Annotated in this window: 20 protein-coding genes; 11 read left to right on the top strand and 9 right to left on the bottom strand. The window is 71.9% G+C overall.

Annotated features, from left to right (window positions below; translation table 11 throughout):
• Nucleotides 1–7: 7 nt before the first annotated feature.
• A complete protein-coding gene (gene dxs, locus ACNKF0_RS11070; RefSeq protein ID WP_416958351.1) occupies nt 8–1,912 on the top strand; it encodes a 1-deoxy-D-xylulose-5-phosphate synthase in 1,905 nt (634 codons plus the stop codon).
• 21 nt (nt 1,913–1,933) lie between these two features.
• Here the strand turns inward: dxs and ACNKF0_RS11075 are convergent, their stop codons facing one another.
• From ACNKF0_RS11075 to ACNKF0_RS11090, 4 genes are all read right to left on the bottom strand, one after another.
• Complete coding sequence (locus ACNKF0_RS11075) at nt 1,934–2,062, bottom strand: methionine/alanine import family NSS transporter small subunit (protein ID WP_299928776.1); 129 nt, start codon at nt 2,060–2,062, stop codon at nt 1,934–1,936.
• Complete coding sequence (locus ACNKF0_RS11080) at nt 2,062–3,609, bottom strand: sodium-dependent transporter (RefSeq protein ID WP_416958353.1); 1,548 nt, start codon at nt 3,607–3,609, stop codon at nt 2,062–2,064. Before ACNKF0_RS11080 ends, ACNKF0_RS11075 begins: the two co-directional genes overlap by 1 nt.
• A 206-nt stretch (nt 3,610–3,815) precedes the next feature.
• Nucleotides 3,816–5,888, bottom strand: coding sequence for a 3-hydroxyacyl-CoA dehydrogenase NAD-binding domain-containing protein (locus ACNKF0_RS11085; RefSeq protein WP_416958355.1), 2,073 nt, complete (start codon nt 5,886–5,888; stop codon nt 3,816–3,818).
• Complete coding sequence (locus ACNKF0_RS11090) at nt 5,885–7,099, bottom strand: thiolase family protein (protein ID WP_416958357.1); 1,215 nt, start codon at nt 7,097–7,099, stop codon at nt 5,885–5,887. The genes ACNKF0_RS11085 and ACNKF0_RS11090 overlap by 4 nt, the downstream gene beginning before the upstream one ends.
• Before the next feature lie 119 nt (nt 7,100–7,218).
• Between ACNKF0_RS11090 and ACNKF0_RS11095 the strand changes: the two genes are divergently transcribed.
• Nucleotides 7,219–8,166 carry a proteasome assembly chaperone family protein gene (locus ACNKF0_RS11095; protein ID WP_299928762.1) on the top strand — a complete coding sequence of 316 codons (948 nt, stop codon included), beginning with the start codon at nt 7,219–7,221 and terminating at the stop codon, nt 8,164–8,166.
• On the top strand, nt 8,166–9,032 hold the full coding sequence (locus tag ACNKF0_RS11100) for an acyl-CoA thioesterase (protein WP_416958359.1): 867 nt from the start codon (nt 8,166–8,168) through the stop codon (nt 9,030–9,032). Before ACNKF0_RS11095 ends, ACNKF0_RS11100 begins: the two co-directional genes overlap by 1 nt.
• Nucleotides 9,033–9,034: 2 nt before the next feature.
• Here ACNKF0_RS11100 and ACNKF0_RS11105 read toward each other — a convergent pair whose 3' ends face one another.
• Nucleotides 9,035–9,922, bottom strand: a complete 888-nt coding sequence (locus ACNKF0_RS11105) for a MaoC family dehydratase (protein WP_416958363.1) — start codon at nt 9,920–9,922, stop codon at nt 9,035–9,037.
• Entirely contained in the window at nt 9,922–11,256 is a 1,335-nt protein-coding gene (locus ACNKF0_RS11110) for a 3-oxoacyl-ACP reductase (RefSeq protein WP_416958365.1), read from the bottom strand. Before ACNKF0_RS11110 ends, ACNKF0_RS11105 begins: the two co-directional genes overlap by 1 nt.
• 137 nt (nt 11,257–11,393) lie before the next feature.
• Here ACNKF0_RS11110 and ACNKF0_RS11115 point away from each other — a divergent pair, with 137 nt between their 5' ends.
• From ACNKF0_RS11115 to ACNKF0_RS11130, 4 genes are all read left to right on the top strand, one after another.
• Nucleotides 11,394–12,674, top strand: a complete 1,281-nt coding sequence (locus ACNKF0_RS11115) for an acetyl-CoA C-acetyltransferase (protein WP_416958367.1) — start codon at nt 11,394–11,396, stop codon at nt 12,672–12,674.
• A 253-nt stretch (nt 12,675–12,927) separates the two neighbouring features.
• Nucleotides 12,928–13,494, top strand: a complete 567-nt coding sequence (gene pyrR / locus ACNKF0_RS11120; protein ID WP_299928745.1) for a bifunctional pyr operon transcriptional regulator/uracil phosphoribosyltransferase PyrR — start codon at nt 12,928–12,930, stop codon at nt 13,492–13,494.
• A complete protein-coding gene (locus ACNKF0_RS11125) occupies nt 13,491–14,429 on the top strand; it encodes an aspartate carbamoyltransferase catalytic subunit (RefSeq protein ID WP_416958369.1) in 939 nt (312 codons plus the stop codon). The genes pyrR and ACNKF0_RS11125 overlap by 4 nt, the downstream gene beginning before the upstream one ends.
• Nucleotides 14,429–15,712: a dihydroorotase gene (locus ACNKF0_RS11130; RefSeq protein ID WP_416958371.1), complete on the top strand. Its 1,284-nt coding sequence runs from the start codon at nt 14,429–14,431 to the stop codon at nt 15,710–15,712. Before ACNKF0_RS11125 ends, ACNKF0_RS11130 begins: the two co-directional genes overlap by 1 nt.
• Before the next feature lie 133 nt (nt 15,713–15,845).
• Here ACNKF0_RS11130 and ACNKF0_RS11135 read toward each other — a convergent pair whose 3' ends face one another.
• Together ACNKF0_RS11135 and ACNKF0_RS11140 are read right to left on the bottom strand one after the other, a co-directional pair.
• The gene (locus ACNKF0_RS11135) at nt 15,846–16,496 is read right to left on the bottom strand and encodes a DUF3060 domain-containing protein (RefSeq protein ID WP_416958373.1); all 651 of its coding nucleotides are present in this window, start codon (nt 16,494–16,496) and stop codon (nt 15,846–15,848) included.
• 46 nt (nt 16,497–16,542) lie between these two features.
• Nucleotides 16,543–17,274 carry a VOC family protein gene (locus ACNKF0_RS11140; RefSeq protein WP_416958375.1) on the bottom strand — a complete coding sequence of 244 codons (732 nt, stop codon included), beginning with the start codon at nt 17,272–17,274 and terminating at the stop codon, nt 16,543–16,545.
• Between the two features lie 32 nt (nt 17,275–17,306).
• Here ACNKF0_RS11140 and ACNKF0_RS11145 point away from each other — a divergent pair, with 32 nt between their 5' ends.
• The gene (locus tag ACNKF0_RS11145) at nt 17,307–17,747 is read left to right on the top strand and encodes a VOC family protein (RefSeq protein ID WP_416958377.1); all 441 of its coding nucleotides are present in this window, start codon (nt 17,307–17,309) and stop codon (nt 17,745–17,747) included.
• A gap of 15 nt (nt 17,748–17,762) precedes the next feature.
• On the opposite strand, the gene ACNKF0_RS11150 is transcribed toward ACNKF0_RS11145, so the two are convergent.
• A complete protein-coding gene (locus ACNKF0_RS11150; protein WP_416958482.1) occupies nt 17,763–18,926 on the bottom strand; it encodes an acetyl-CoA hydrolase/transferase family protein in 1,164 nt (387 codons plus the stop codon).
• Nucleotides 18,927–19,177: 251 nt separating this feature from the next.
• Between ACNKF0_RS11150 and ACNKF0_RS11155 the strand changes: the two genes are divergently transcribed.
• From ACNKF0_RS11155 to carB, 3 genes are all read left to right on the top strand, one after another.
• Entirely contained in the window at nt 19,178–20,851 is a 1,674-nt protein-coding gene (locus ACNKF0_RS11155; RefSeq protein WP_416952142.1) for an ABC-F family ATP-binding cassette domain-containing protein, read from the top strand.
• 128 nt (nt 20,852–20,979) lie between these two features.
• Nucleotides 20,980–22,140 (top strand): glutamine-hydrolyzing carbamoyl-phosphate synthase small subunit, encoded by a 1,161-nt coding sequence (gene carA / locus ACNKF0_RS11160; protein ID WP_416952144.1) that lies wholly within the window; start codon nt 20,980–20,982, stop codon nt 22,138–22,140.
• A 1-nt stretch (nt 22,141) separates the two neighbouring features.
• The gene (gene carB, locus ACNKF0_RS11165) at nt 22,142–25,468 is read left to right on the top strand and encodes a carbamoyl-phosphate synthase large subunit (protein WP_416952146.1); all 3,327 of its coding nucleotides are present in this window, start codon (nt 22,142–22,144) and stop codon (nt 25,466–25,468) included.
• Nucleotides 25,469–25,470: the final 2 nt, after the last annotated feature.

Here is a 25,470-nt window from a genome sequence, read left to right on the forward strand (position 1 = left end):
CTGCCCCATGGCTCTCCTCGACTCGATCGCCTCGCCGCGCGACCTCCGTGGCCTCTCCGCGGAGCAGCTCGACGAGCTCGCCGCCGAGATCCGCGACGTGATGATCCGCACCGTCGCGACCAACTCCGGTCACCTGGGACCCAACCTCGGCGTGGTCGAGCTGACGCTGGCGATCCACCGGGTCTTCGACTCGCCGCACGACCGGGTCGTCTTCGACACCGGGCACCAGTCCTACGTCCACAAGCTCGTCACCGGACGGCACGCCGACTTCGCGACGCTCCGCAAGGAGGGCGGGATCAGCGGCTACCCCAGCCAGGCCGAGTCCGAGCACGACATCGTGGAGAACTCCCACGCCTCGACAGCGCTGTCCTACGCCGACGGGCTGGCGAAGGCCTATGCGATCCGCGGTGAGGACCGGCACGTCGTGGCGGTGATCGGCGACGGCGCGCTGACCGGCGGCATGGCCTGGGAGGCCCTCAACAACATCGCGATCGCGAAGAAGAGCCGCCTGGTCATCGTCGTCAACGACAACGAGCGGTCCTACACGCCGACCATCGGTGGTCTCGCCACCGCGCTCACGTCGCTGCGCACCAACCCGCGCTACGAGCAGGTGCTCGACCTGGTGAAGAAGCGTCTCAACGCGGTCCCCGGCGTCGGGCACGCGGCCTACGACGCGCTCCACGCGGTCAAGAAGGGCATGAAGGACGCGCTGGCCCCGCAGGGCCTCTTCGAGGACCTCGGCCTGAAGTACGTCGGGCCGGTGGACGGCCACGACCGCACGGCCATGGAGCAGGCGCTGACCAACGCCAAGCGCTTCGACGGCCCGGTCATCGTCCACGCCCTGACCCGCAAGGGCCAGGGCTACGACCCCGCCCTGCGGCACGAGGCCGACCAGTTCCACGCTCCCGGCCCGTTCGACGTGCAGACCGGTGCGGAGAAGCCCAAGGGCAAGATCTGGACCGACCACTTCTCCGAGGCCATCGTCGACCTCGGCGGCCGCCGGGAGGACGTCGTCGCCATCACCGCGGCGATGATGCACCCCGTCGGGCTCGACGCCTTCGCCGCGAAGTACCCCGAGCGCACCTTCGACGTCGGGATCGCCGAGCAGCACGCCGTCACCTCCTCCGCCGGCCTGGCGATGGGCGGGCTGCACCCGGTCTTCGCGGTCTACGCCACCTTCCTCAACCGCGCCTTCGACCAGGTGCTGATGGACGTCGCGCTGCACAAGTGCGGAGTCACCTTCGTGCTCGACCGCTCCGGCGTCACCGGTGACGACGGTGCGAGCCACAACGGCATGTGGGACATGTCGATCCTGCAGGTCGTCCCCGGGCTGCGCCTGGCCGCACCGCGGGACGTCACCCGGCTGCGCGAGCTGCTCGACGAGGCCGTCCTCGTCGACGACGCCCCGACCGTCGTCCGATTCCCCAAGGGCCCTCCGCCCGCCGACGTGCCGGCGATCGACCGCGCAGGCGGCGCCGACGTGCTGGTGCGCTCAGGGGACCGGGACGTGCTGATCGTTGCCGTCGGGTCGATGGCGACGACGGCCGTCGAGGTCGCCTCGCGGCTGGCCGACCAAGGCATCGGGGTCACCGTGGTCGACCCGCGGTGGGTCAAGCCCGTCGACCCCGCCATCGTCGACCTCGCCCGCGAGCACCGGCTCGTGGTCAGCGTCGAGGACAACGGTCGCGTCGGCGGCTGCGGCGCGACGCTGCTGCAGACCCTCAACGACGAGGGTGTCGAGACGCCGTTCCGCCTGCACGGCATCCCGCAGGAGTTCCTCGACCACGCCAAGCGCGACGTGATCCTGGCTCGCATCGGTCTCGACGCACAGACGCTCGCGCGCTCGATCGTCGAGGACGTGACCGCGCTCGACGGCGGGGCCGGCATCGTCGAGGTCGACCACACCGCCTGATGCCGAGCGGGCCGGGCCTCCTCAGAGGTCGCGGTGGACGGACTCCGGCTCCTCGCCCTGGTAGCGGTTGATGTTCCAGATGGCCACGCCCAGCCCGCCCCAGAGGACGAGCATCGCGATCAGCATCATGACGACGGCAGAGGTGGACATCAGGAGCTCCTCTCGTCCTGCCTGGCTTGGATCTCCGGATCACCGAGGAAGGTGCTCTCCCGCCACGGGAGACGCGCGGCGACGAACCCGAGCACCAGCACGGCGACGGCGACGCCCCAGCCGAGGGTGGCCAACATCCACGTCGGGTAGCCCTCGTAGGGCTCCTGGATGTTGTCGATGAACTCGTTGACCAGGATGAAGGTGAGCGCGGCCGGCGCGAAGACGCCGATGAGCAGCTCCCACCAGCGACCGACCTGCACCGATCCGTCGCGGTTGAGGTGCTCGCGCAGCAGGCTCGTCTTCCGGAACACCCACACGAGCGCGAGCATGCTGGCGACCGCCACCACGAGGATGCCGAACCGGTTGATGAAGTGGTCGATGATGTCGAGCACGTAGACGCCGGTGGTCGTGCCGAGCAGCGTGATGCTGATCACCGCGGCCGGGACGCCGACCGCCATCGAGGCTCCGACGCGGGACATCTCGAACTTGTCCCGGACCGCGGAGATCACGACCTCGATGACGCTGACGAGCGACGTCACACCGGCCACGACGAGGGACCCGAAGAAGAGCACGCCGATCAGCGCGCCCGCCGGTGCCTCGTTGATGATGGCCGGGAAGGCGATGAACGCCAGCCCGAGACCGTCGGTCGCCACCTCGTCGACGCCCACGCCGCTGGCGGTCGCCATGAACCCCAGCGCGGCGAACACGCCGATGCCGGCGAGCAGCTCGAAGCCCGAGTTGGCGAAGCCCACGACGAGTCCGGACCCAGTCATATCGCTGCGGCGACCGACGTACGAGGCGTAGGTGATCATGATGCCGAAGCCCACGGACAACGAGAAGAAGATCTGGCCGTAGGCGGCGATCCACACGCTCGTCTCGCCGAGCGCGCTCCAGTCGGGGGTGAACAAGGCGTCCAGGCCGACGGATGCGCCGTCCAGCGTCAGCGCGACCACGACGAGCGCGATGAAGGCGGCGAACAGGATCGGGATGAAGATGGTGGAGGCGACGCCGATGCCCTTCTGCACCCCCAGCGCCATCAGGGCGAGGACGGTGACCCAGACCAGCACGAGCGGCACCGTGACGCCGCTGACGAAGTCGAGGCTGATGCCCGGGTCGCCCGCCTGCAGGTAGGAGCCGAACAGGAAGCCCTCGGGGTCGTCGCCCCACGCCTTGTCGAAGGAGAAGAAGGCGTAGCGGGCGGCCCACGCGATGACCGCGGCGTAGTAGACGGCGATGACGAAGCAGATGCCCACCTGCCACCACCCGAGCCCCTCGGACGCCCGGGCTGCCCGCCGGAACGAGAGCGGGGCCGAGCCGCGGTAGCGATGGCCCAGACCGTAGTCGAGCAGCAGGAACGGAAGTCCCGCGGTCAGCAGCGCGATCAGGTACGGGAGGATGAAGGCGCCGCCGCCGTTCTCGTAGGCGACGTAGGGAAAGCGCCAGATGTTGCCGAGCCCGACGGCCGAGCCGATCGCGGCGAGGATGAAGACCTTGCGGGAGCTGAACGCCCCCCGGTGCTTCTCGGAGTGTTCCACTGCTTCGCTCACGGTGCCTCCTCCTGTCGACGACGTCGATCGCACCAGCATGCCAGAGATCAGGCACGCGAAACGCCCCGCCGAGCGGTGAGTGGGACACGTTCTGAAGGTCCAGAACCTGCGTGACTCACCGCCCGGCGGGGCGTACGTGGCCGAGCGGTGGGTGAGACATCATTCCCGGGCTCGGAAGATGCCGCACGCACCGCTCGAACGGCGGATCAGTGGAAGCGCGTGCCCGTCGCCTTCTCCGAGATGCCCTTCACGTCGAGCATGAAGGTCAGGCCGCCGTTCCAGAACGAGAACCCGGCTCCGGTGATCATCGCCAGGTCGATGTCCTGGGGTGCGGCGACGACGCCCTCGTCGAGCATCAGGCGCGCCTCCTCGGCCAGACCGGCCAGCGTGCGCTCCCGCACCTCGTCGGCGGTCAGGACGACGGGGTGCTCGGGCTTCTCGAGCAGCTCCTCGACCTCGGGGTCGAGGCGGCCGTCGGGGCCGTAGTAGGCACCCTTCTTCGCCGCGACGATCCGCTCGAGGGCGGGGGAGACGTAGAAGCGGTCGGGGAACGCGCCCGCGAGCGTCTCGTTGTTGTGCAGCGCGATCGCCGGCCCGACGAGCGAGAGCAGCACGAACGGCGGCATCGGCGCGATGCCGGCGAAGGCGCCGTCGGCGACACCGACGGAGGTGCCCTCGTCGACGATGCGGCCGACCTCGCTCATGAAGCGGCCGAGCAGCCGGTTGACGATGAACGACGGGCTGTCCTTGACCAGGATCGTCGTCTTCTTCAGCGTCTTGCCGGTGGCGAACGCCGTCGCCAGCGTCGCGTCGTCGGTGGCGTCGCCCTTGACGATCTCCAGCAGCGGCATGACCGCCACCGGGTTGAAGAAGTGGAAGCCCACGACCCGCTCGGGGTGCTCGAGGTCGGCGGCCATCTCGGTGATCGACAGCGACGAGGTGTTGGTCGCCAGGACGCACTCGCTGCTGACGACCTTCTCGACGTCGGCGAAGACAGTCTTCTTGACCGACATCTCCTCGAAGACGGCCTCGATCACGAAGTCGGCGTCACCGAAGGCGACCTGCTTGTCGGTCTCGCCAGACACCAGCGCCTTGTGGCGGTTGGCCTTGTCCTGGTTGATCCGCCCCTTGGCGAGCAGCTTGTCGATCTCGGCGTGCACGTAGGCCACGCCCTTGTCGGCCCGCTCCTGGTCGAGGTCGGTGAGCACCACCGGCACCTCGAGGCGACGTACGAACAGCAGCGCGAGCTGGCTGGCCATCAGGCCCGCACCCACGATGCCCACCTTGGTGACGGGGCGGGCCAGCGACCTGTCCGGTGCGCCGGCGGGCCGCTTGGCCCGCTTCTGCACCAGGTCGAACGAGTAGAGCGACGCCAGCAGCTCAGCGGTTTGCGACATCGCTTCGAGGGCGTCGTCCTCCGCCGCGAAGCCGGCGTCGCGGTCGGTGTCGCGCGCCGCGGCGATGAGCTCGACGGCCTTGGCAGCGGCGGGGGAGCCGCCACCGGTCTTGGCGGCCACGATGCCCTTGGCCCGCTCGATCGCGGCGTCCCACGCCTCTCCGCGGTCGACCTCGGGGCGCTCGACGACGGTCTCGCCGCGCAGCACGGAGGCCGCCCAGAGCAGCGACTGCTCGAGGAAGTCCGCGCCGTTGAAGACCGCGTCGGCCAGGCCGAAGTCGTACGCCGCCTGCCCGCCCAGCGTCCTGCCCTGGTTGAGCGGGTTCTCGACGATGAGCGTGACGGCCTTGTCTGCGCCGACGAGGTTGGGCACCAGCCACGCCCCGCCCCAGCCGGGCACGAGGCCCAGCATGACCTCGGGCAGGCCGAGGGCCGGCGCCGAGTCCATGACGGTGCGGTAGGTGCAGTGCAGCGCCACCTCGAGGCCCCCGCCGAGGGCGAGGCCGTTGATGAAGCCGAACGACGGCTTGCCGCCGTCCTGGAGCTTGCGGAAGACGGCGTGCCCGAGCTCCGCCACGGTGCGTACGGCGTCGGGGCCGCCGCCCTGGATGGCGTTGAGGTCGGCGCCCGCGGCGAGGATGAACGGCTTGCCGGTCACGGCGATCGCGTCGATCGTGTCGTCGGCCAGCGCCGCGTCGATCGCGGTGTCGAGCGCCAGCAGCGACGCAGGTCCGAAGGTGTTGGGCTTGGTGTGGTCCTCGCCGTTGTCGAGGGTGATCAGGCCGATGGTCGCGCCCGGCAGGGTCACGGTCCGCAGGTGGGCCTGCGTGACGCGCTCGGCGTCGGACACGATCGCCTGCGCGCGCTCGAAGATGGTGCTCACTTGACGTCTCCCTCGTTGTCGCCGCCGGTCCAGTGGGGGTTCTCCCAGATCACGGTGCCGCCCATGCCGATGCCGATGCACATGGTGGTGAGGCCGTAGCGGACCTCGGGGCGCTCCTCGAACTGGCGCGCCAGCTGGTTCATCAGGCGTACGCCGGACGACGCGAGGGGGTGGCCCATCGCGATCGCGCCGCCGTACGGGTTCACCCGGGCGTCGTCGTCGGCGATGCCGTAGTGCTCGAGGAAGGCGAGCACCTGGACGGCGAACGCCTCGTTGACCTCGAAGGCCTCGATGTCGTCGATGGTGAGACCGGCTAGCCTGAGGGCCTTCTCCGTGGCGGGGATCGGACCCGCGCCCATCACCTCGGGCTCGACACCGACGAAGGCGTAGGTGACCAGGCGCATCTTCACCGGGAGGCCGAGCTCGCGCGCGGTCTCCTCGTCGGCCAGCAGCGCGGCGGTGGCGCCATCGTTGATCCCCGCGGCGTTGCCGGCGGTGACGTTGCCGTGCGAGCGGAACGGGGTCTTGAGGCTCGCGAGCGACTCCATCGTCGTCTCGGGGCGCATGGGCTCGTCGGTCGTGGCCAGGCCCCAGCCGGCCTCGGCCGAGCGGGTCGCGACGGCCACGAGGTCGGGCTGGATCTTCCCGGCGTCGTAGGCCGCCTTGGTCTTCTGCTGGCTGCGGACGGCGTACTCGTCCACCCGCTGCTTGGTGATGCTGGGGTAGCGGTCGTGGAGGTTCTCCGCGGTCTTGCCCATGACGAGCGCGTCGGGGTTGACGATCCGCTCCGACAGGATGCGCGGGTTGGGGTCGACACCCTCACCCATCGGGTGGCGGCCCATGTGCTCGACGCCGCCGGCGATGGCGACGTCGTACGCACCGAAGGCGATGCCCGACGCGGTGTTGGTCACGGCCGTCATCGCACCGGCGCACATGCGGTCGATCGAGTAGCCGGGGACGCTCTGGGGCAGGCCGGCGAGCAGCGCGGCGGTACGACCGATGGTCAGGCCCTGGTCGCCGATCTGGGTGGTCGCGGCGATCGCCACCTCGTCGACCCGCTCGGGGGGCAGCGACGGGTTGCGGCGGAGCAGCTCGCGGATGCTCTTGATGACGAGGTCGTCGGCGCGCGTCTCGGCGTACTGGCCCTTGGCCTTGCCGAACGGGGTGCGTACGCCGTCGACGAAGACGACCTCACGCTGTGGTCGGGACACTGGCTACTCCCAGGCTTCGAGGGGGACAGGGTGTCCTCACGTTACCCCTCAGTAACAACGCCTGCCCACCAGGGCGGGTGTGTGTCGGGTCACGGACGGCGACTCACTAGGCTCTGGCCATGGCCGATCGACTCGTGCACATCGTCGACGACGCCGAGGTGCTCGCCGACGCCGGTGACCTCACCCTCGTCGTCGTCCTCACCGGATTCCTCGATGCGGGCAAGTCCGCGGAGCTGGCTGCGCGGCACCTGGCCGACCTGTCGGACGGCAAGGTGGTGGCCACCTTCGACGTCGACGCCCTCCACGACTACCGCGCCCGACGCCCGCCGGTCACCTTCGTGCGCGACCACTACACCGACTACGAGGCGCCCCGGCTCGTCGTCCGGGCGCTGCGTGACAGCGGCGGTACGCCATTCCTGCTGCTGGCCGGCCCCGAGCCCGACATCCGGTGGGAGGCCTTCGCTCGTGCGGTCCGCGAGGTCGTCGAGCGCTTCGACGTGAGCCGCGTCGTCAGCATGGGAGCCGTGCCGATGGCGGTGCCGCACACCCGTCCGATCGCCATCACCCCCCACGCCAACCGCCCCGACCTGGTCCCCGGCGAGAGCCCGTGGCAGGGCGAGCTGCGCGTCCCGGCGAGCGCCCAGGCGCTGCTGGAGATCCGGCTGGGGGAGTGGGGCATCGACGCGCTGGGCTTCGTCGCCCACATCCCGCACTACCTGGCCCAGATGGAGTACCCCCAGGCCGCGCTCGTCCTCCTCGAGCACCTCGAGATCGGCGGCCACCTCACCATCGACCTCGGCGAGCTCCGCGAGGCGGCCGAGATCACCGAGACCGAGGTCGACCGCTACCTCTCCACCCACGACGAGGTCGGTGACGTGGTGCGCGGGCTGGAGCAGCAGTACGACTCCTTCCGCGAGGCCGAGGCCAGCGGGTCGTCGCTGCTCTCCGACGACGAGCCGCTCCCGACCGGGGAGGAGATCGGCAGCGCGTTCGAGGCGTTCCTGGCCAACCTGGACGACGAGTCCAAGGACAACGGCGACGACGCCGGCGGCTGGGACGGTCGCTGATGGCGGGCAGCGCCTACGAGCTGGCGGGCCTGCTCGACCTCGAGCGCCTCGAGGTCGACCTCTACCGCGGTGCGCAGGCGCGCACGGAGCGGCAGCGGGTCTTCGGCGGGCAGGTCGCCGCCCAGGCGGTGGTCGCCGCCACCCGCAGCGTGGACAGCCCGTTCGTCCTGCACTCGCTGCACTCCTACTTCCTGCGTCCGGGCGACACGGCCGTGCCGATCGTGTACGACGTCGAGCGCATCCGCGACGGTCGCTCGTTCGTCACCCGTCGCGTCTCCGCGCGCCAGCACGGCCGCACGATCTTCTACATGACCGCCAACTTCCAGGTCCCCGAGCCCGGCCTCGAGCACCAGGACCGGATGCCCGACGTGCCCAGCCCCGAGCAGGGGATGCCGCTGGTGGAGCTGGCCCGCTCGCGCGGCCCCGAGGCCGCCGAGCACTGGGAGCGGGAGTGGGCAGCCCTCGACATCCGCCACGTCGGCATCACGGGTCAGGGCTTGCCCGAGGACCCCGACCACCCGGCGCGGGCCCGGCTCTGGATCAAGGTCGACGGCGACCTCGCCGCCGACCCGACGGTCCAGCAGGCCGCGTTCACCTACGCCAGCGACCTCACGCTGCTCGGCGCCGCGCTCGTGCCCCACGGCATCCACATCGCCTCCCCGCGCCTGCAGCCCGCGTCGCTCGACCACACGATCTGGTTCCACCGCCCCTTCCGTGCCGACGAGTGGTGGCTCTACGACCAGTTCTCGCCGTTCGCGGGCGGCGCGCGGGGCCTGGCGCTGGCCCGGGTCTTCTCCCAGTCGGGAGAGCTCGTCGCGACCGTCGCCCAGGAGGGCCTGATCCGCCTGCGCGACGACCGCTCGTAGCGTCAGGCCGGGTCGGCTCGGCCGAGCAGGTGCGGTGAGCCGTCCTTCGGGTTCGTCATCGCGAAGCTCCAGCCGGCGTCGTCGTGCCGCGCCGCGTAGCGCACGGTGCCGGGCAGCAGGACCGGCTTCTTGAACGCCACCTCGACGGTGACCGCCTCGGGCAACCGGTTCTCGATCGCGGCGACCGAGCGAGCCAGCGTCCACATGCCGTGGGCGATCTGGCGCGGGAAGCCCAGCGCCTTCGCGGTCAGCGGGTGGAGGTGGATCGGGTTGGCGTCGCCCGACACCGCGGCGTACGTGCGCCCGAGGTCGGCCGGCAGGCGCCACTCGACGCCACCGGTCGGCGGGTCCGGCAGCGTGAGGCCCGGAGTGGGTGCACCGTCGACGGACCGGCCGCGACGCAGGTAGGTCGAGGTCGACTCCCACGCGGTCTCGCCGTCGGCGGCCACGGTGGTGGTGAAGTCGAGCAGGACGCCTCTGGCGTGGGGGCGCGGCGCGGCGACCGAGGTGGTGACGTCGAGCGCCTCGCCGACCCCGATGGCGCGGCGCGCGGTGATCGTGTTCTCGACGTGGACCATCCCGATCGCGGCGTAGGGGAACGCCGGGTCGCCCATGATCGCCATGTGGAGCGGGAACGCCAGCAGGTGCGGGAAGCTCACGGGTACGACGTCGCGGCGCGGGAAGCCGCACACGCTGGCGTACGCGTCGACGCGCGAGCGTTCGACGACGACGGCCTCGCGGGCGTAGGACAGGCCGGTGAAGTCGCGAGCCGGGCCCTTGCGGATCCCGGGGAGCCGGTTGAGACCAGGGACGGCCGGCAGCGCGGCGCGGGCGAGCGTGGCCAGCCCGCCCGGCTCGCCGGTGAGGGTCCTCGGCTGCTCGGTGGCCATCAGGCGCCCAGCATCATCTGGCCGCACACGCGCACGACGTTGCCGTTGACCGCGCCCGACCCGGCGCCGGCGAACCACGCGATGGTCTCGGCGACGTCGACCGGCAGCCCGCCCTGGGCCATGGCGTTGAGGCGCTGGCCGACCTCGCGGGTCGCGAACGGGACGGCGGCGGTCATCTGGGTGATGATGAAGCCGGGCGCGACGGCGTTGACCGTGATGCCGTCGGGGAGCTCGTCGCGCAGGCTGTCGACGAGGCCGATCACGCCGGCCTTGGAGGTCGCGTAGTTGGTCTGACCGACGTTGCCGGCGATGCCCGCGATCGAGGCGACGCCGACGATGCGACCGCCGGCGTTGACGACGCCCTGGTCGAGGAGCTCGCGGGTGATGAGCTCGGGCGCCGTGAGGTTGACGGCGACGACGCTGCGCCACCGGTCCTCCGCCATGTTGGCGAGCTTCTTGTCGCGGGTGATGCCCGCGTTGTGCACGACGACGTCGACGCCGCCGTGGTGCTCGCGCAGGTGGTGGGCGATGCGCTGCGGCGCGTCCTTGGCGGTGATGTCGAGCACGAGGTGGTCGCCGTCCAGCTCGCCCATCAGGGTCTGCAGCTCGCTGGCGGCCTGGGGCACGTCGACCCCGACCACGGTCGCGCCGTCGCGGTGCAGCACGCGGGCGATCTCCTCGCCGATGCCGCGACTGGCGCCGGTCACGAGGGCGACCTTGCCGGCCAGCGGGCGGGTCCAGTCGCCGAGCTCGTCGGTGGTCGCTCCGCCGTGAGCACCGATGCGGACCACCTGGCCCGAGACGTAGGCCGACTTGGGGGAGAGGAGGAAGGCGAGGGTCGAGGCGATCGCACCGTCGGCGGCAGGGGCGACGTACACGAGCTGGACGGCGCCGCCGCGACCGATCTCCTTGCCGAGCGAGCGGGTGAAGCCCTCGAGCGCGCGCTGCGCCACCCGCTCCGAGCCGGTGCGCTGCTCCGGCGGCGTACCGATCACGACGACGCGCGGGCAGGTCTCGAGCCGGCGCATGAGCGGGGTGAAGAACTCCTGCAGGGCGACGAGCCCCGAGGTGTCGGTGATGCCGGTCGCGTCGAACACCAGGGCCTTGGCGCGTACGCCGTCGTCCAGCGTGGTGGTCGAGGCGATGCCGAGCCCGTCGAGCGTGGTCGGCAGCGTCTCGGTGAGGCGCCCCTCGCCCCCGAGCACGACGAGCCCGTCCACGAGGGGGGCGCCCTCGGTCCAGCGCTCCAGTCGCGTGGGCGCGGGCAGGCCCAGGATCTTGGTGAGCTGCTTGCCGATCGGGGTGGACACGAAGCCCTGGTAGCGGTCGCTCATGGTCGCGGTGTTCCCTCTTCGCTGGTGCGGACGGACGTCTCGTCGATGTGTAACGCGTGCTGTAACTCCGAGTCCACTTTTCGTGACGTGCCCCTCACGCCGTTGGCGGGGGGCGACTCTCCGGCAAGGATAGGAACATGCAGCCCACCACGCGTCCGGTCGCCGTCGTCGGCGGCAACCGCATCCCGTTCGCCCGGTCCAACACCGTCTACGCAGGCGTCTCCAACCAGGAGATGCTGACCGCCGCCATCGACGGCCTCGTCGACCGGTTCGAGCTGCGCGGCGAACGGCTCGGCGAGGTCGTGGCCGGCGCGGTGCTCAAGCACTCGCGCGACTTCAACCTCACCCGCGAGTGCGTGCTCGGGTCCCGGCTGGCCCCCGAGACGCCGGCCACTGACATCCAGCAGGCGTGCGGCACCGGGCTGCAGGCGGCGATCCAGGTGGCGAACAAGATCGCCCTCGGGGTCATCGACGCCGGTGTCGCCGGTGGCACCGACACCACCTCCGACGCACCGGTCGCCATCAGCGACAAGCTGCGCAAGAAGCTGATGAGGGTCAACTCCGCCAAGGACACCGCCAGCCGGATCAAGGCCCTCGGCGCCATCCGCCCCGGCGACATCGGCCTCGACATCCCCCAGAACGGTGAGCCCCGCACCCGGCTCTCGATGGGTGAGCACGCCGCGCTCACCGCGCTCGAGTGGCGGATCACCCGCGAGGCGCAGGACGAGCTGGCCGCACGCTCGCACCACCACCTGGCCCGCTCGTACGACGAGGGCTTCCACGACGACCTCGTCACCGCGTTCCGCGGCGTCGAGCGCGACAACAACCTGCGCCCCGACTCGACGGTCGAGAAGCTCGCCACCCTCAAGCCTGTCTTCGGCAAGGGCGTGGCCGCCACGATGACCGCCGGCAACAGCACCCCGCTGTCCGACGGCGCGTCCGCGGTCCTGCTCTCGAGCGACGAGTGGGCCGAGGAGCGGGGCCTGCCGGTGCTCGCCCACCTCGTCGACGCCGAGACCGCCGCCGTCGACTACGTCAACGGCCACGAGGGCCTGCTCATGGCGCCGGCGTACGCCGTCCCGCGCATGCTGGCGCGCAACGGCCTCACGCTGCAGGACTTCGACTACTACGAGATCCACGAGGCCTTCGCCTCCCAGGTGCTGTCCACGCTCGCGGCCTGGGAGGACCCGGTGTTCTGCAAGGAGCGCCTCGGCCTCGACGCCCCGCTCGGCTCGATCGACCGGGACAAGCTCAACGTCAACGGCTCCTCGCTCGCTGCCGCCCACCCGTTCGCCGCGACCGGCGGCCGGATCCTCCCGGTCGCCGCCAAGCTACTGGCCCAGAAGGGCTCAGGCCGCGCGCTGATCTCGATCTGCGCCGCCGGCGGCCAGGGCGTCGTCGCGATCCTGGAGCGCTGACCGGGGCTGGTCCGGCTGGCGCTTCTGGCTCGGCGGGTCCGGTTGGCGCAGAGTCCCCGCCCGAGCGGCGACTCTGACACCTGGAGGGGGTTGCAACGGCCTCGGAGCGTCAGACTTCCCCACCAAGTTGTGCCGACCGCGCGATGCGCCCGGTGGAGGTGGGCCGGCCCCGTCGACCGCTGCTAGGGTCGGGGCCGATCGACATCCTTTAACGAGCCGTCCCGTGAGGCGGAGAAGGAGGTCCGGCGCGCAGATGCCTGCCACCACCGAAGAGACCGACCCCGGCACCGACCGTCCGGACCGCACGGTCCTGGACGCCCGTGACATCTCCCGGGCGCTGACCCGGATCTCGCACGAGCTGCTCGAGCGCAACAAGGGCGCCACCGACCTGGTGCTGCTCGGCCTGCACACCCGCGGCGTACCCCTCGCGAGGCGGATCGCCGAGAAGATCGCCGCCGTCGAGGGCGCCCCGGTCGCGGTCGGCGAGCTCGACGTGACGATGTACCGCGACGACCTGCGCTCGCAGCCGACCCGGCGTGCCCACAAGACCGCGCTTCCCCCCGGCGGCATCGACGAGAAGGTCGTCGTCCTCGTCGACGACGTGCTGTTCTCCGGGCGCACCATCCGGGCCGCCCTCGACGCGCTCGCCGACCTCGGCCGGCCCGCCGCCGTACGCCTGGCCGTGCTCGTCGACCGCGGGCACCGCGAGCTGCCGATCCGCGCCGACCACGTCGGCAAGAACCTCCCCAGCGCCCTCGCCGAGCGCGTCAGCGTCCGGCTGGCCGAGGTCGACGGCAGCGACGAGGTGACGATCTCGTGAAGCACCTGCTGTCCATCGACGACCTGTCGACCGACGAGATCCACCAGCTCTTCGAGACCGCCGCCGACATGCACGACGTGCAGAGCCGCGAGGTCAAGAAGCTGCCGGCGCTGCGCGGCCGCACGGTCGTCAACATGTTCTTCGAGGACTCCACCCGTACCCGGTCGTCGTTCGAGATCGCCGGCAAGTGGCTCTCCGCCGACGTCATCAACGTCAGCGCCAAGGGCTCGAGCACGTCGAAGGGCGAGAGCCTGCGCGACACGGTGCTCACCGTCTGCGCGATGGGCGTCGACGGCCTCGTCATCCGTCACCCCGCCAGCGGCGCGGCCGTGCAGGTCAGCCAGTGGGTCGACGCCGCGGTGGTCAACGCCGGCGACGGGATGCACGAGCACCCCACCCAGGCGCTGCTCGACGCCTACACCCTCCAGCGCCACCTCGGCTCGCTCGAGGGCCGGCACGTCGCGATCATCGGCGACCTGACCCACAGCCGCGTCTTCCGCTCCAACATCCAGTGCCTGACCCGGCTGGGCGCCCGCGTCACCGTCGTCGCGCCGCCGACGCTCATGCCCAGCGGCATCGGCGCGTGGTCGGCCGCGGCGGGGTTCGAGACGTCGTACGACATCGACTCGGTGCTGCCGGACGCCGACGCCGTGATGATGCTGCGGGTCCAGCGCGAGCGGATGTCGGGCGCGTTCTTCCCGAGCCCGCGCGAGTACACGGTCGGCTACGGCCTCACGCGCAACCGGCTCGCCCTGCTCAAGCCGGACGTCCCGATCTGCCACCCCGGACCGATGAACCGCGGCCTCGAGATCGCCGCCGACGCCGCCGACGCGGCCCAGTCGGTCGTGCTGGAGCAGGTCTCCAGCGGCCTGGCGATCCGGATGGCCGTGCTCTACCACCTGCTGGCCGGGGACACCCGGGGAGGAATTGCCTGATGTCGCTGGTGATCAAGGGAGCCTCGCTGCTCGGCGAGCAGACCCGGGACCTGTACGTCGACGACGCGGGCGTGCTCGTCGACGAGGCGCCGGCCGGCGCGGAGACCGTCGACGCCGACGGTCTGGTCGCCCTGCCCGGTCTGGTCGACCTGCACACCCACCTGCGCGAACCGGGACGCGAGGACGCCGAGACCATCCTCACCGGCTCGCAGGCGGCGGCCCTCGGCGGCTACACCGCCGTGCTCGCCATGGCCAACACCTCGCCCGTGACCGACACCGCCGAGGCCGCCACCCGCGTGTGGGAGCTCGGCCGCGAGGCAGGCCTGGTGCACGTGCAGCCGGTCGGTGCGGTGACGCGGGGGCTGGCCGGCGCGGAGCTCGCCGAGCTGGGCCTCATGCACCGCTCGCGCGCCGCGGTGAAGGTCTTCTCCGACGACGGCAAGTGCGTGCACGACGCGCGGGTGATGCGCCGGGCGCTGGAGTACGTCAAGGCGTTCGGCGGCGTCGTCTCGCAGCACTCGCAGGACCCCACGCTCGCCGGACCGGCCGCGTGCTGTCACGAGGGCGAGCTGTCCGGCCGGCTCGGGCTCCCCGGCTGGCCCGGGATCGCGGAGGAGGTCATCGTCGCCCGTGACGTGATGCTCGCCCGCCACACGGGCTCGCGGGTGCACGTCGCCCACGTCTCCACCGCCGGCTCGGTGGAGGTGCTGCGGTGGGCGAAGGCGCAGGCGCAGCGCGACGGCACCTGGGAGGTCACCGCCGAGGTGACCCCGCACCACCTGCTGCTCACCACCGACCTGCTCACCGGCTACGACCCGACGTACAAGGTGAACCCACCGCTGCGCCCGCAGGAGGACGTCGACGCGCTCCGCGCGGCGCTCGTCGACGGCACCATTGACGCCGTCGCGACCGACCACGCGCCGCACGCGCGCCACGACAAGGAGCACGCGTTCGTCGACGCGGCCTTCGGGATGCTCGGCATCGAGACGGCGCTCGGCGTCGTCCGCACCGCGCTGCCCGACCTGTCCTGGACCGACGTCGCCCGGGTCATGTCGACGACCCCGGCCCGGATCGCCGGCCTGGCCGAGCAGGGCCGACCGCTCGAGCCCGGCTCGCCGGCCCACGTCGTGCTCGTCGACCCGACGGCCTCCGTCACGGTCGACCGCGACGCCTCGGCCTCGCTCTCCCGCAACAACCCGTGGCACGGGCGCAGCCTGAGCTCGCGGGTGGTGCACACGGTGTACGCCGGTCGGGTGACCGTGCGCGACGGCGCGCTGGCCTGACGTCGTACCTGAGCCGGGCCCTCGTGCCTGGACTTCCACGCCCACGCGTGGAAGTTCAGCGCGTATGCGGGCGTCCCACGCTCAGGCCCGGATGGACTTCCACACACACGGGTGGAAGTCCATCGGCAGGCCTTCAGCGGCGGCGGCGGGGGCGGAGGTCGAGCACGTTGTCGGCTCCGCGGTCGCGGAGCGTCGTACGGCCCCGGGCGACGGTGACGGTGTTGCGGTCGCCGGTGAGGACGACCTTGCCGGCGCGTCGCAGGCCGACGGTGTTGTCCGAGCCGGTGATGCGCGTGCGGTAGGCCTTGCGGGCCGTCACGGCGTCGGCGCCGCGCAGCCGGACGAGGTTGACGACGTCGGCGGTGAGCGATGACGAGGTGCTGGCCAGCTCGGCGGACTCCACGAGCCCCGAGACGGTGACCGTGGTGCCGGCCCCGGTGACGGACAGGGACCGCACGGACGGGGTGGTGAGGCTGTTGCCGGCCCCTGTCACCTCGACGTCGTACAACGGCTTGGCGGTGACCGCATTGCCCGTGCCCTCCAGGACGAGGCGGGTGGCGGCCGGCATCGTGACGGTCGCGTGGTCGGCGCTCACCCGTACGACGCCGCACGTGCCCCGCAGGTCGTAGGTCACGTCGTCCCAGGCGAGCACGGTCTCGGCGCCGGTCTCGCACTGGACGGGCACCGCGATGCCCGCGGCCTGCGCGGGAAGCGCGGTCCCGCCGGCCGCGGTGAGCGCGGCGGCAACGAGGACGGCGGGCAGGACGCGGTGGCGAGAAGTCACATACCGACAGTACGCAGAGCAGGGGCGGGGTGGGTCGTGGGCTCGGTCACACGCCGGCCGCGAGGCCGGTCGACGGGTCGCGGTCGGTGAGGCAGTAGACCTGGCCGCCGGGCGCGGTGAGGACGGTCCAGTGGTCGAGGACCCGCTCCAGCCGCGCGCCAAGGCGGACGTGCTCCTCGGCGTCGCGCGCGCGGTCGGCCGTCGCGAGGTCCGGGTGCGCCCGCACGGGACCCTCGGACTCGTCGAGCCGCTGCAGCAGGATCCGCAGCCGGCCGTACTCGACGAGCCGGGCAAAGTGCGGGAGCGACCCGACCTGGACCCCGCGGCCCGTCAGCCCGGACCAGAACGCCACCTCGGACTCCCAGTGTGCGGCGGGGATGTCGAGGCAGACCTGGTCGAGGATCGTCGCTCCGTCGCGGACCAGGCTCGGCTCGCCGTCGACGAGGGTGTGGCAGAAGACCAGGCCGCCGGGCGAGCGCATCACCTCGACGTCGTGGTGGGTCCAGGCGGACGTCGCCCCGAGCTCACGGGCCCGGGCGACCGCTGCCGGGCGGTCGGCGGAGTCGAGGTCGAGGTGCACGCCCGCGGACCCGTCGACGGCCTGCACCTTGACGTACGCCGCTCCCGCCGGCGGCAGCAGCGTGAGGAACTGCCCGTCCTCGCCGCGCCGCTCGGACGGCGTCCAGCCCGTGACGGCCGACCAGAACGCGACTGCCTCCTCGTACGCGCCTGCCGGGGTGTCGAGGAACAGCTGGATCCAGTCGGGTCGGGCGGTCATCGAGAGATCCTCACACGCTCTAGGGTCGAACGATGGACGCCCGTCATCCCGCCGACTTCCCGCCAGCCGTTCCGCAGCTGCTGCACACCGTGCTCGATGCCCGGGACGTGCGCCGGGAGGCAGAGTTCTGGCGGATGCTGCTCGGGCTGACCTACCGGCCCGGAGACGAGGAGCCGGACGACGGGACCGACGACGTCAAGGACTGGCTGGCGCTCACCCACCCCGACGGGCGGCGATGCCTGGCCGTGCAGGAGGTGGCGGAGCTGCCGGAGAGCCGGTGGCCGGAGCCCGGCCACCCGTCGGTCTCGCACCTCGACACCACCGTCCCGTCACGGTCCGCCCTCGACGCGGTGCACGACCTCGTGCTCGAGCTCGGCGGCGAGCTGCGCCTGGACCGGAGCGACGACGCGGAGGAGCCGCTGCGGGCCTACGCCAGTCCCGAGGGGCACATCTTCTGCGTGTTCGTCGCCTGACGCCGCGCCGCGCGCTCAAGCCAGCCCCAGCCCGCGTGCCTCCTCCCAGAGGTCGTCACGGACGCGGGGGTGGGCGGCGTGCTCGATCAGGTTGCGGGCCTGCTCGCGCTCGCTGCGGCCCCACATCCACGCGATGCCCTGCTCGGTGACCACCGCGCCGTGCTGGAACGACGTCACCGGCTCGTCGACGAGCGGCACGATCGTCGAGACGTCGGCGCGGGGGTGCCAGCTGCGCAGGGCGAGGAACGCCCGACCGCCGGGTGAGTGGCTGGCGCCCACGGTGAAGTCGGTCTGGCCGCCGAACCCGCTGTAGATGCGGGTGCCGATCCGGGACGCGTTGGCCTGGTCGAACAGGTCGACCTGCAGGGCCGTGTTGATCGACGTCATCGCCGGCTGCTGGGCGATCGCGGCGGGGGAGTTGGTCGTCTCGGTGCGCAGCATCCGCACCCGGGGGTTGTCGTCGACCCAGTCGTAGAGCGCCTGGCTGCCGAACACGAACGACGTACGCAGCGGGGTGCCGCGGTCGAGGGCTCCGGCCTCCTCGAGGACGAGGACGCCGTCGCTGAACATCTCGGTCCACACCTTCAGGCTGCGACGCTCCAGCACGCCCGCGATCGTGGCGTCCGGCACCTCGCCGATGCCGGCCTGCAGGGTCGCCCCGTCGCCGATCTCGGCGGCGACGCGGGAGCCGATCAACCGGGCGTCGTCGCTCGGTGGCCGGGCGACGTGGGTGGTCAGCGGTACATCCACCTCGACCCCGAGGTCGATGGCGTCGAGCGGGACCTCCGCGTCGCCGAAGGTCCACGGCATCCGCGGGTTGAGCTGCGCGACCACGAGGGCACCGCGGGCGCGGGCCGCCTCGATGGCGGCGGGCAGCACGTTGACCTCGAGGCCGAGGGAGACCTGTCCGTCGCGCGGCGTCGTGGTGTGCACGACCACGACGTCGGGGGCGAGGGGGCCGTGGAAGAGCCGGGGGACCATCGACAGCCGGCAGGGCACGTAGACCAGCCGCGGGTGCCGGCGGAACCCCGGACCCACGAACGTCGTCTCCGGGACCACGCCGTCGTGGATCGGCAGGTCGGGCTGCGCGTTGAGCGCGTGCAGCCGGGCAGCCGGCAGGTCCGCCAGCAGCGGGCCCAGCAGGGTGACCGGCGAGGCGAAGTTGCCGCTCGTCACCACCCGTGGGCTCTCGAGGGACGCGCAGTGCTCGCGCACCTCACGGACGGCCTGCTCGACCTCGACGACACGCATGCGATCAGCCATGGCCCCAGCGTGGCAGGAGAGCGCGGAAAACCGCTGGGCCGTCCGGCCCGGACCGCCTAGGCTGTTGGTCATCATGTGGATCCAGGACTGACCCGACTCGCGTCCGCGGCGGCGCACACGTGCGCCCGAGCCCGGCGAGTCCTCCCTGACCCCTCCAGGACGTCCGCATGCCTGCTTCCTCGTCTTCTTCCCCCTCCTCGTCGCCCACCGCCGCCACCGGTGCCGCCGTCCCCTCCGGCCTCGTGCCGCTGGTCGTCACCGGCCTCTCGGTCACCTACCCCGACCGCACGGTCCTGACGGGGATTGACCTGCTCGCGCAACCGGGCCGGCGCATCGGTCTCGTCGGCGAGAACGGCGTCGGCAAGTCCACGCTCCTGCGCGCGGTGGCCGGCCGGCTGCCCGAGCGGGCGAGGGTGTCGGGCACCGTCACCGCCCCCGACGACCTGGTGCTCCTCGGCCAGGAGCCGCCGTTCCGGGACGCAGCGACCGTCGCCGAGGTGCTCGCCATGACGCTGGCGCCCCTGCGGACCGCCGTCGCCGACGTCGAGCGGCTCGCCGCCACGGTCGGCACCTCCGAGGGCGCCGCCGCCTACGAGCGTGCTCTGGAGACGGCCGTCGCCCACGACGCGTGGGACGCGGACCGGCGCGCCGAGGTCGCTGCCGCCCGGCTCGGCCTCGCCGACCTCGACGCCGACCGGGTCGTCGGCACGTTGTCGGGCGGCCAGCGCACCCGGCTCGCGCTCGCCACGATCATGACCACGCGTCCGGCCTGCCTGCTGCTCGACGAGCCCACCAACCACCTCGACGACGACGCCATCGAGGTGCTGACCGGGTTCCTGCGCGAGCTGCCGGGCGTCGTGGTGCTGGCCAGCCACGACCGGGTGCTGCTGGACGACGTGTGCACCGACCTGGTCGACCTCGACGCGGGCGAGATGGGCACCGACGGTCGCGGAGGGCGCCGCTTCGGTGGCGGGTGGACGGCCTACGAGGCCGCCCGCGCCGACGCCCGCCGGCGCTGGGAGGAGACCTACGCCGCGCAGCAGGAGGAGATCGGCCGGCTGCGGGACGCGACCCGGATCGGCACGTCGGCGATCGCGCACGACCGGGGCCCCAGCGACGGCGACAAGTTCATCTACTCCTTCAAGGGTGGGCGCGTGGAGCAGACGCTCGCCCGGCGCAAGAAGGACGCGCAGCGCCGGCTGGCGGCCGCCGAGCGGGAGCAGGTGCGCAAGCCCCCGGCGCCGCTCGCGTTCCGCGGCGCGCTCACGGCGGCAGCGAGCGGACGGCTGGTCCAGGGGCGCGACGTCGAGGTCGCGGGGCGGATGCGGGTGGACCGGGTCGACCTCGCAGCCGGCGAGCACCTGCTCCTGACCGGGTCCAACGGGTCGGGCAAGTCCACGCTCCTCGGCGTCCTGGCCGGCCGGCTGGAGCCCACGGGCGGCACGGTGCACGTCTCGGCCCGCACCGTCCGCGAGCTGACCCAGGACCCGGCGCCCAGCGACCGCCGCCGCTCCGCCCTGGCGACGTACGACGACGCGGTGCGGCACCTGCCCGCGGCGCCCGCGCTGCGGGAGCTCGGCCTGCTCCATCCGCGCGACCACCGCACGCCGGTCGGCCACCTCTCCGTGGGCCAGCGCCGACGGCTCGGTCTCGCGGTCGCGATCGCAGCGGCGCCCGACCTCCTGCTCCTCGACGAGCCGACCAACCACGTCTCCCTCGCGCTCGCGGGCGAGCTCGAGGAGGCGCTCGCGACGGCACCCGGCGGGGTCGTGGTGGCCTCACACGACCGCTGGCTGCGCCGCCGGTGGGACGGCCCGGAGCTCGCCCTCGCGCCGTGGTGAGGCCGCCCGAGGGCGCCGTCTCGACAGGCCGACGCGATGCCGGAGGGAGGCGGCGTCGCTGGTAGGGTCGGCGTCGGCTCGAACATCCTTTAACGATCCGTCCCGTGAGGCGGAGAAGGAGGTACGGCATGGCTCTGCCTGCCCCAGTCCAGACTCGATCTGGCCCCCGATCGGCACTGCTGGTCCTCGAGGACGGGCGCACCTTTCGCGGTGAGTCGTTCGGAGCCGAGGGTGAGACCTTCGGCGAGGCGGTGTTCTCCACCGGCATGTCCGGCTACCAGGAGACGCTGACCGACCCCAGCTACCACCGCCAGGTCGTCGTGATGACCGCCCCGCACGTCGGCAACACCGGCATGAACGACGAGGACACCGAGTCCTCGCGCATCTGGGTCGCCGGCTACGTCGTGCGCGACCCCGCCCGCGTCCCGTCCAGCTGGCGCAGCGTGCGCAGCCTCGACGACGACCTGCGCGACCAGGACGTGGTCGGCATCAGCGGGGTCGACACCCGCGCGCTGACCCGCCACCTGCGCGAGCGCGGTGCGATGCGCGTCGGCATCTCGACCACGGAGACCGACCCCCAGCGGCTCCTCGAGCGGGTCCTCGCCTCCGGCGAGATGGCCGGCTCGAACCTCAGCGAGGCGGTGAGCACGAGCGAGGCCTACGTCGTCCCCGCGCAGGGCACGAAGCGCTTCACGGTCGCCGCGATCGACCTCGGCATCAAGTCCAACACCCCGCGGATGATGAGCGAGCGCGGCATCGAGGTGCACGTGCTGCCGGCCACCGCGACGATCGACGAGGTCCGAGCGGTCGGCCCCGACGGGCTGTTCTTCTCCAACGGGCCCGGTGACCCCGCGGCCACCACCGGTCAGGTGCAGCTGCTGCAGGACGCGCTGCGCGCAGGCATCCCCTACTTCGGGATCTGCTTCGGCAACCAGCTCTTCGGTCGCGCGCTGGGCTTCGGCACCTACAAGCTCAAGTACGGCCACCGCGGCATCAACCAGCCGGTGATGGACCGCACCACCGGCAAGGTCGAGGTCACCGCGCACAACCACGGCTTCGCCGTCGACGCCCCGCTCGAGGGCTCGACGACCACCGAGTTCGGCGTGGCGACGGTGAGCCACGTGTGCCTCAACGACGACGTCGTCGAGGGCCTCGAGCTCCGCGACGCCGACGGCCGGCTCACGTCGTTCTCGGTGCAGTACCACCCCGAGGCCGCGGCCGGCCCGCACGACGCGGCGTACCTCTTCGACCGCTTCTGCGATCTCATGTCCGACCGGAAGGACGCCTGACATGCCCAAGCGCACCGACATCCAGAGCGTCCTGGTCATCGGCTCCGGGCCGATCATCATCGGCCAGGCCTGCGAGTTCGACTACTCCGGCACCCAGGCGTGCCGGGTGCTGCGCCAGGAGGGCCTGCGGGTCGTGCTGGTCAACTCCAACCCGGCCACGATCATGACCGACCCGGAGTTCGCCGACGCGACCTACGTCGAGCCGATCACCCCCGACTACGTCGAGAAGGTCATCGCCAAGGAACGCCCCGACGCGCTCCTCGCCACGCTCGGCGGCCAGACGGCGCTCAACTGCGCGATGGCCCTCGACAAGGCCGGCGTGCTCGAGAAGTACGGCGTCGAGCTGATCGGCGCCTCGATCGAGGCGATCGAGCGCGGCGAGAACCGCCAGCAGTTCAAGAAGATCGTCGAGCAGCTCGGCGGTGAGTCCGCCCGCAGCGTCATCTGCCACTCGATGGACGACCTGCTCGCCGCGGCCGACGACCTCGGCTACCCGATGGTCGTCCGCCCGTCCTTCACGATGGGCGGCACCGGGTCCGGGATGGCCTACGACGAGTCCGACCTGCGTCGCATCGGCGGTGCCGGCCTGGCCGCCAGCCCGACCACCGAGGTGCTCCTCGAGGAGTCCATCCTCGGCTGGAAGGAGTACGAGCTCGAGGTGATGCGCGACAGCGCCGACAACAGCGTCATCGTCTGCTCCATCGAGAACCTCGACCCGATGGGCGTCCACACCGGTGACTCGATCACCGTCGCCCCGGCCCTGACGCTCACCGACCGCGAGTACCAGAAGATGCGCGACCTGGCGATCGCCATCATCCGCGCCGTCGGCGTCGACACCGGCGGCTGCAACATCCAGTACGCCGTCAACCCCGCCGACGGCCGCCTGATCGTCATCGAGATGAACCCGCGCGTCTCGCGGTCCTCCGCCCTCGCGTCCAAGGCCACCGGCTTCCCGATCGCCAAGATCGCCGCCAAGGTCGCCATCGGCTACACCCTCGACGAGATCCAGAACGACATCACCCAGGAGACGCCGGCGTCGTTCGAGCCCACGCTCGACTACGTCGTGGTCAAGGTGCCGCGGTTCGCGTTCGAGAAGTTCCCGGAGGCCGACCCGACGCTCACCACGCACATGAAGTCGGTCGGCGAGGCGATGGCGATCGGTCGCAACTTCACCGAGGCGCTGCAGAAGGCGTTGCGCTCGCTGGAGAGCAAGCACGCGCCGTTCGACTGGCACAAGGAGTACGTCGAGCTCGACAAGGCGTCGCTGCTCGAGGAGATCCGCGTCCCGCACGACGGCCGGCTCAAGAAGGTCATGGACGCCATCCGGGCCGGCGCGACGCCCGAGGAGATCTTCGAGGCCACTGCCATCGACCCGTGGTTCGTCGACCAGCTCGCGCTGATCAACGAGGTCGCCGTGCAGCTCATCGAGGCCACCGAGCTGACGCCCGACCTGCTGCGGCTGGCCAAGCGCCACGGCTTCTCCGACGAGCAGGTCGGCAAGATCCGCGGGCTGTCCGCCGACGTCGTGCGCGGCGTGCGCCATGCGCTGGGCATCCGGCCGGTCTTCAAGACCGTCGACACGTGTGCGGCCGAGTTCGCCGCACAGACGCCCTACCACTACTCGTCCTACGACGAGGAGACCGAGGTGCAGCCCCGCGCCGAGGGCAAGGAGGCCGTGATCATCCTCGGCTCCGGCCCCAACCGCATCGGCCAGGGCATCGAGTTCGACTACAGCTGCGTCCATGCCTCGCTCGCGCTGGCCGAGGCCGGCTACGAGACGATCATGGTCAACTGCAACCCGGAGACGGTCAGCACCGACTACGACACCTCCGACCGGCTCTACTTCGAGCCGCTGACGCTGGAGGACGTCCTCGAGATCGTCCACGCCGAGCAGCAGGCCGGCCCGGTGGCCGGCGTCGTGTGCCAGCTCGGCGGGCAGACGCCCCTCGGCCTGGCGCAGGGCCTCGCCGACGCGGGCGTGCCGATCGTCGGCACCACCCCCGAGGCGATCCACCTGGCGGAGGAGCGCGGCGCCTTCGGCCGCGTCCTCGCCGACGCCGGCCTGCCGGCGCCGAAGCACGGCACCGCGACGTCGTACCCCCAGGCGCAGCGGATCGCCCACGAGATCGGCTACCCGGTGCTGGTCCGTCCGTCCTACGTGCTGGGCGGGCGCGGCATGGAGATCGTGTACGACGACGCCGCGCTCGAGCACTACCTCGAGCGCTACGTCGCCAACGGCCTGATCAACGAGCGCCAGCCGGTGCTGGTCGACCGCTTCCTCGACGACGCGGTCGAGATCGACGTCGACGCGATCTTCGACGGCGACGAGCTCTTCCTCGGCGGCGTGATGGAGCACATCGAGGAGGCCGGCATCCACTCCGGCGACTCCTCGTGCGCGCTGCCGCCGATCACGCTCGGTCGCGAGGAGATCGACCGGATCCGCAGCTCCACCGAGGCCATCGCCCGCGGGCTCGGGGTGCGCGGACTGCTCAACATCCAGTTCGCCCTCGCCTCCGACGTGCTCTACGTCCTCGAGGCCAACCCGCGTGCCTCGCGGACCGTGCCGTTCGTGTCCAAGGCGACGGCCACGCCGCTGGCCAAGGCCGCGGCGCGGGTGATGCTGGGCGAGTCGGTCGCCGACCTGCGCGCCGCCGGCGTGCTGCCGGCCGAGGGAGACGGCGGGCACCTGCCCGACGGGTCGCCGATCGCGGTCAAGGAGGCGGTGATGCCCTTCGACCGGTTCAAGACCTCCGACGGTCGCACCGTCGACGCGCTGCTCGGGCCGGAGATGCGCTCGACCGGCGAGGTGATGGGCTTCGACGCGTTCTTCGGCACCGCCTTCGCCAAGGCGCAGGCCGCGGCCTACGGCTCGCTCCCGCTGTCGGGCAAGGTGTTCGTCTCGGTCGCCAACCGCGACAAGCGGCACATGATCTTCCCGGTCAAGCAGATCGCCGACATGGGCTTCGAGATCCTCGCGACCGCGGGGACCGCCGAGGTGCTGCGCCGCAACGGCGTCGAGTCCACGGTGGTGCGCAAGCAGTCCGAGGGCGAGGGCCCGGGCGGCGAGCGGACGATCGTCGGGCTGATCCTCGACCGCGAGGTCGACCTGGTGATCAACACGCCGCACGGCGCCACCAGTGGCGGCTCGCCGCGCGCCGACGGCTACGACATCCGCACCGCAGCTGTGCTCACCGACATCCCCTGCATCACCACCATCCAGGGCCTCGGCGCTGCGGTGCAGGGGCTCGAGGCGATGCGGCGCGGTGAGATCGGCGTGCGCTCGCTGCAGGACTGGGCCCAGCTCGCCGCGGACTCGCGGACCGTGTGACC

It is taken from the genome of Nocardioides sp. T5 (assembly GCF_048161455.1).
Taxonomy (GTDB): domain Bacteria; phylum Actinomycetota; class Actinomycetes; order Propionibacteriales; family Nocardioidaceae; genus Nocardioides.

Coding starts and splice junctions, on each gene's coding strand:
- dxs (WP_416958351.1), top strand. CDS start 8: ATGGCTCTCCTCGACTCGATCGCCTCGCCGCGCGACCTCCGTGGCCTC.
- ACNKF0_RS11075 (WP_299928776.1), bottom strand. CDS start 2,062: ATGTCCACCTCTGCCGTCGTCATGATGCTGATCGCGATGCTCGTCCTC.
- ACNKF0_RS11095 (WP_299928762.1), top strand. CDS start 7,219: ATGGCCGATCGACTCGTGCACATCGTCGACGACGCCGAGGTGCTCGCC.
- ACNKF0_RS11100 (WP_416958359.1), top strand. CDS start 8,166: ATGGCGGGCAGCGCCTACGAGCTGGCGGGCCTGCTCGACCTCGAGCGC.
- ACNKF0_RS11105 (WP_416958363.1), bottom strand. CDS start 9,922: ATGGCCACCGAGCAGCCGAGGACCCTCACCGGCGAGCCGGGCGGGCTG.
- ACNKF0_RS11110 (WP_416958365.1), bottom strand. CDS start 11,256: ATGAGCGACCGCTACCAGGGCTTCGTGTCCACCCCGATCGGCAAGCAG.
- ACNKF0_RS11115 (WP_416958367.1), top strand. CDS start 11,394: ATGCAGCCCACCACGCGTCCGGTCGCCGTCGTCGGCGGCAACCGCATC.
- pyrR (WP_299928745.1), top strand. CDS start 12,928: ATGCCTGCCACCACCGAAGAGACCGACCCCGGCACCGACCGTCCGGAC.
- ACNKF0_RS11130 (WP_416958371.1), top strand. CDS start 14,429: ATGTCGCTGGTGATCAAGGGAGCCTCGCTGCTCGGCGAGCAGACCCGG.
- ACNKF0_RS11140 (WP_416958375.1), bottom strand. CDS start 17,274: ATGACCGCCCGACCCGACTGGATCCAGCTGTTCCTCGACACCCCGGCA.
- ACNKF0_RS11145 (WP_416958377.1), top strand. CDS start 17,307: ATGGACGCCCGTCATCCCGCCGACTTCCCGCCAGCCGTTCCGCAGCTG.
- ACNKF0_RS11155 (WP_416952142.1), top strand. CDS start 19,178: ATGCCTGCTTCCTCGTCTTCTTCCCCCTCCTCGTCGCCCACCGCCGCC.
- carA (WP_416952144.1), top strand. CDS start 20,980: ATGGCTCTGCCTGCCCCAGTCCAGACTCGATCTGGCCCCCGATCGGCA.
- carB (WP_416952146.1), top strand. CDS start 22,142: ATGCCCAAGCGCACCGACATCCAGAGCGTCCTGGTCATCGGCTCCGGG.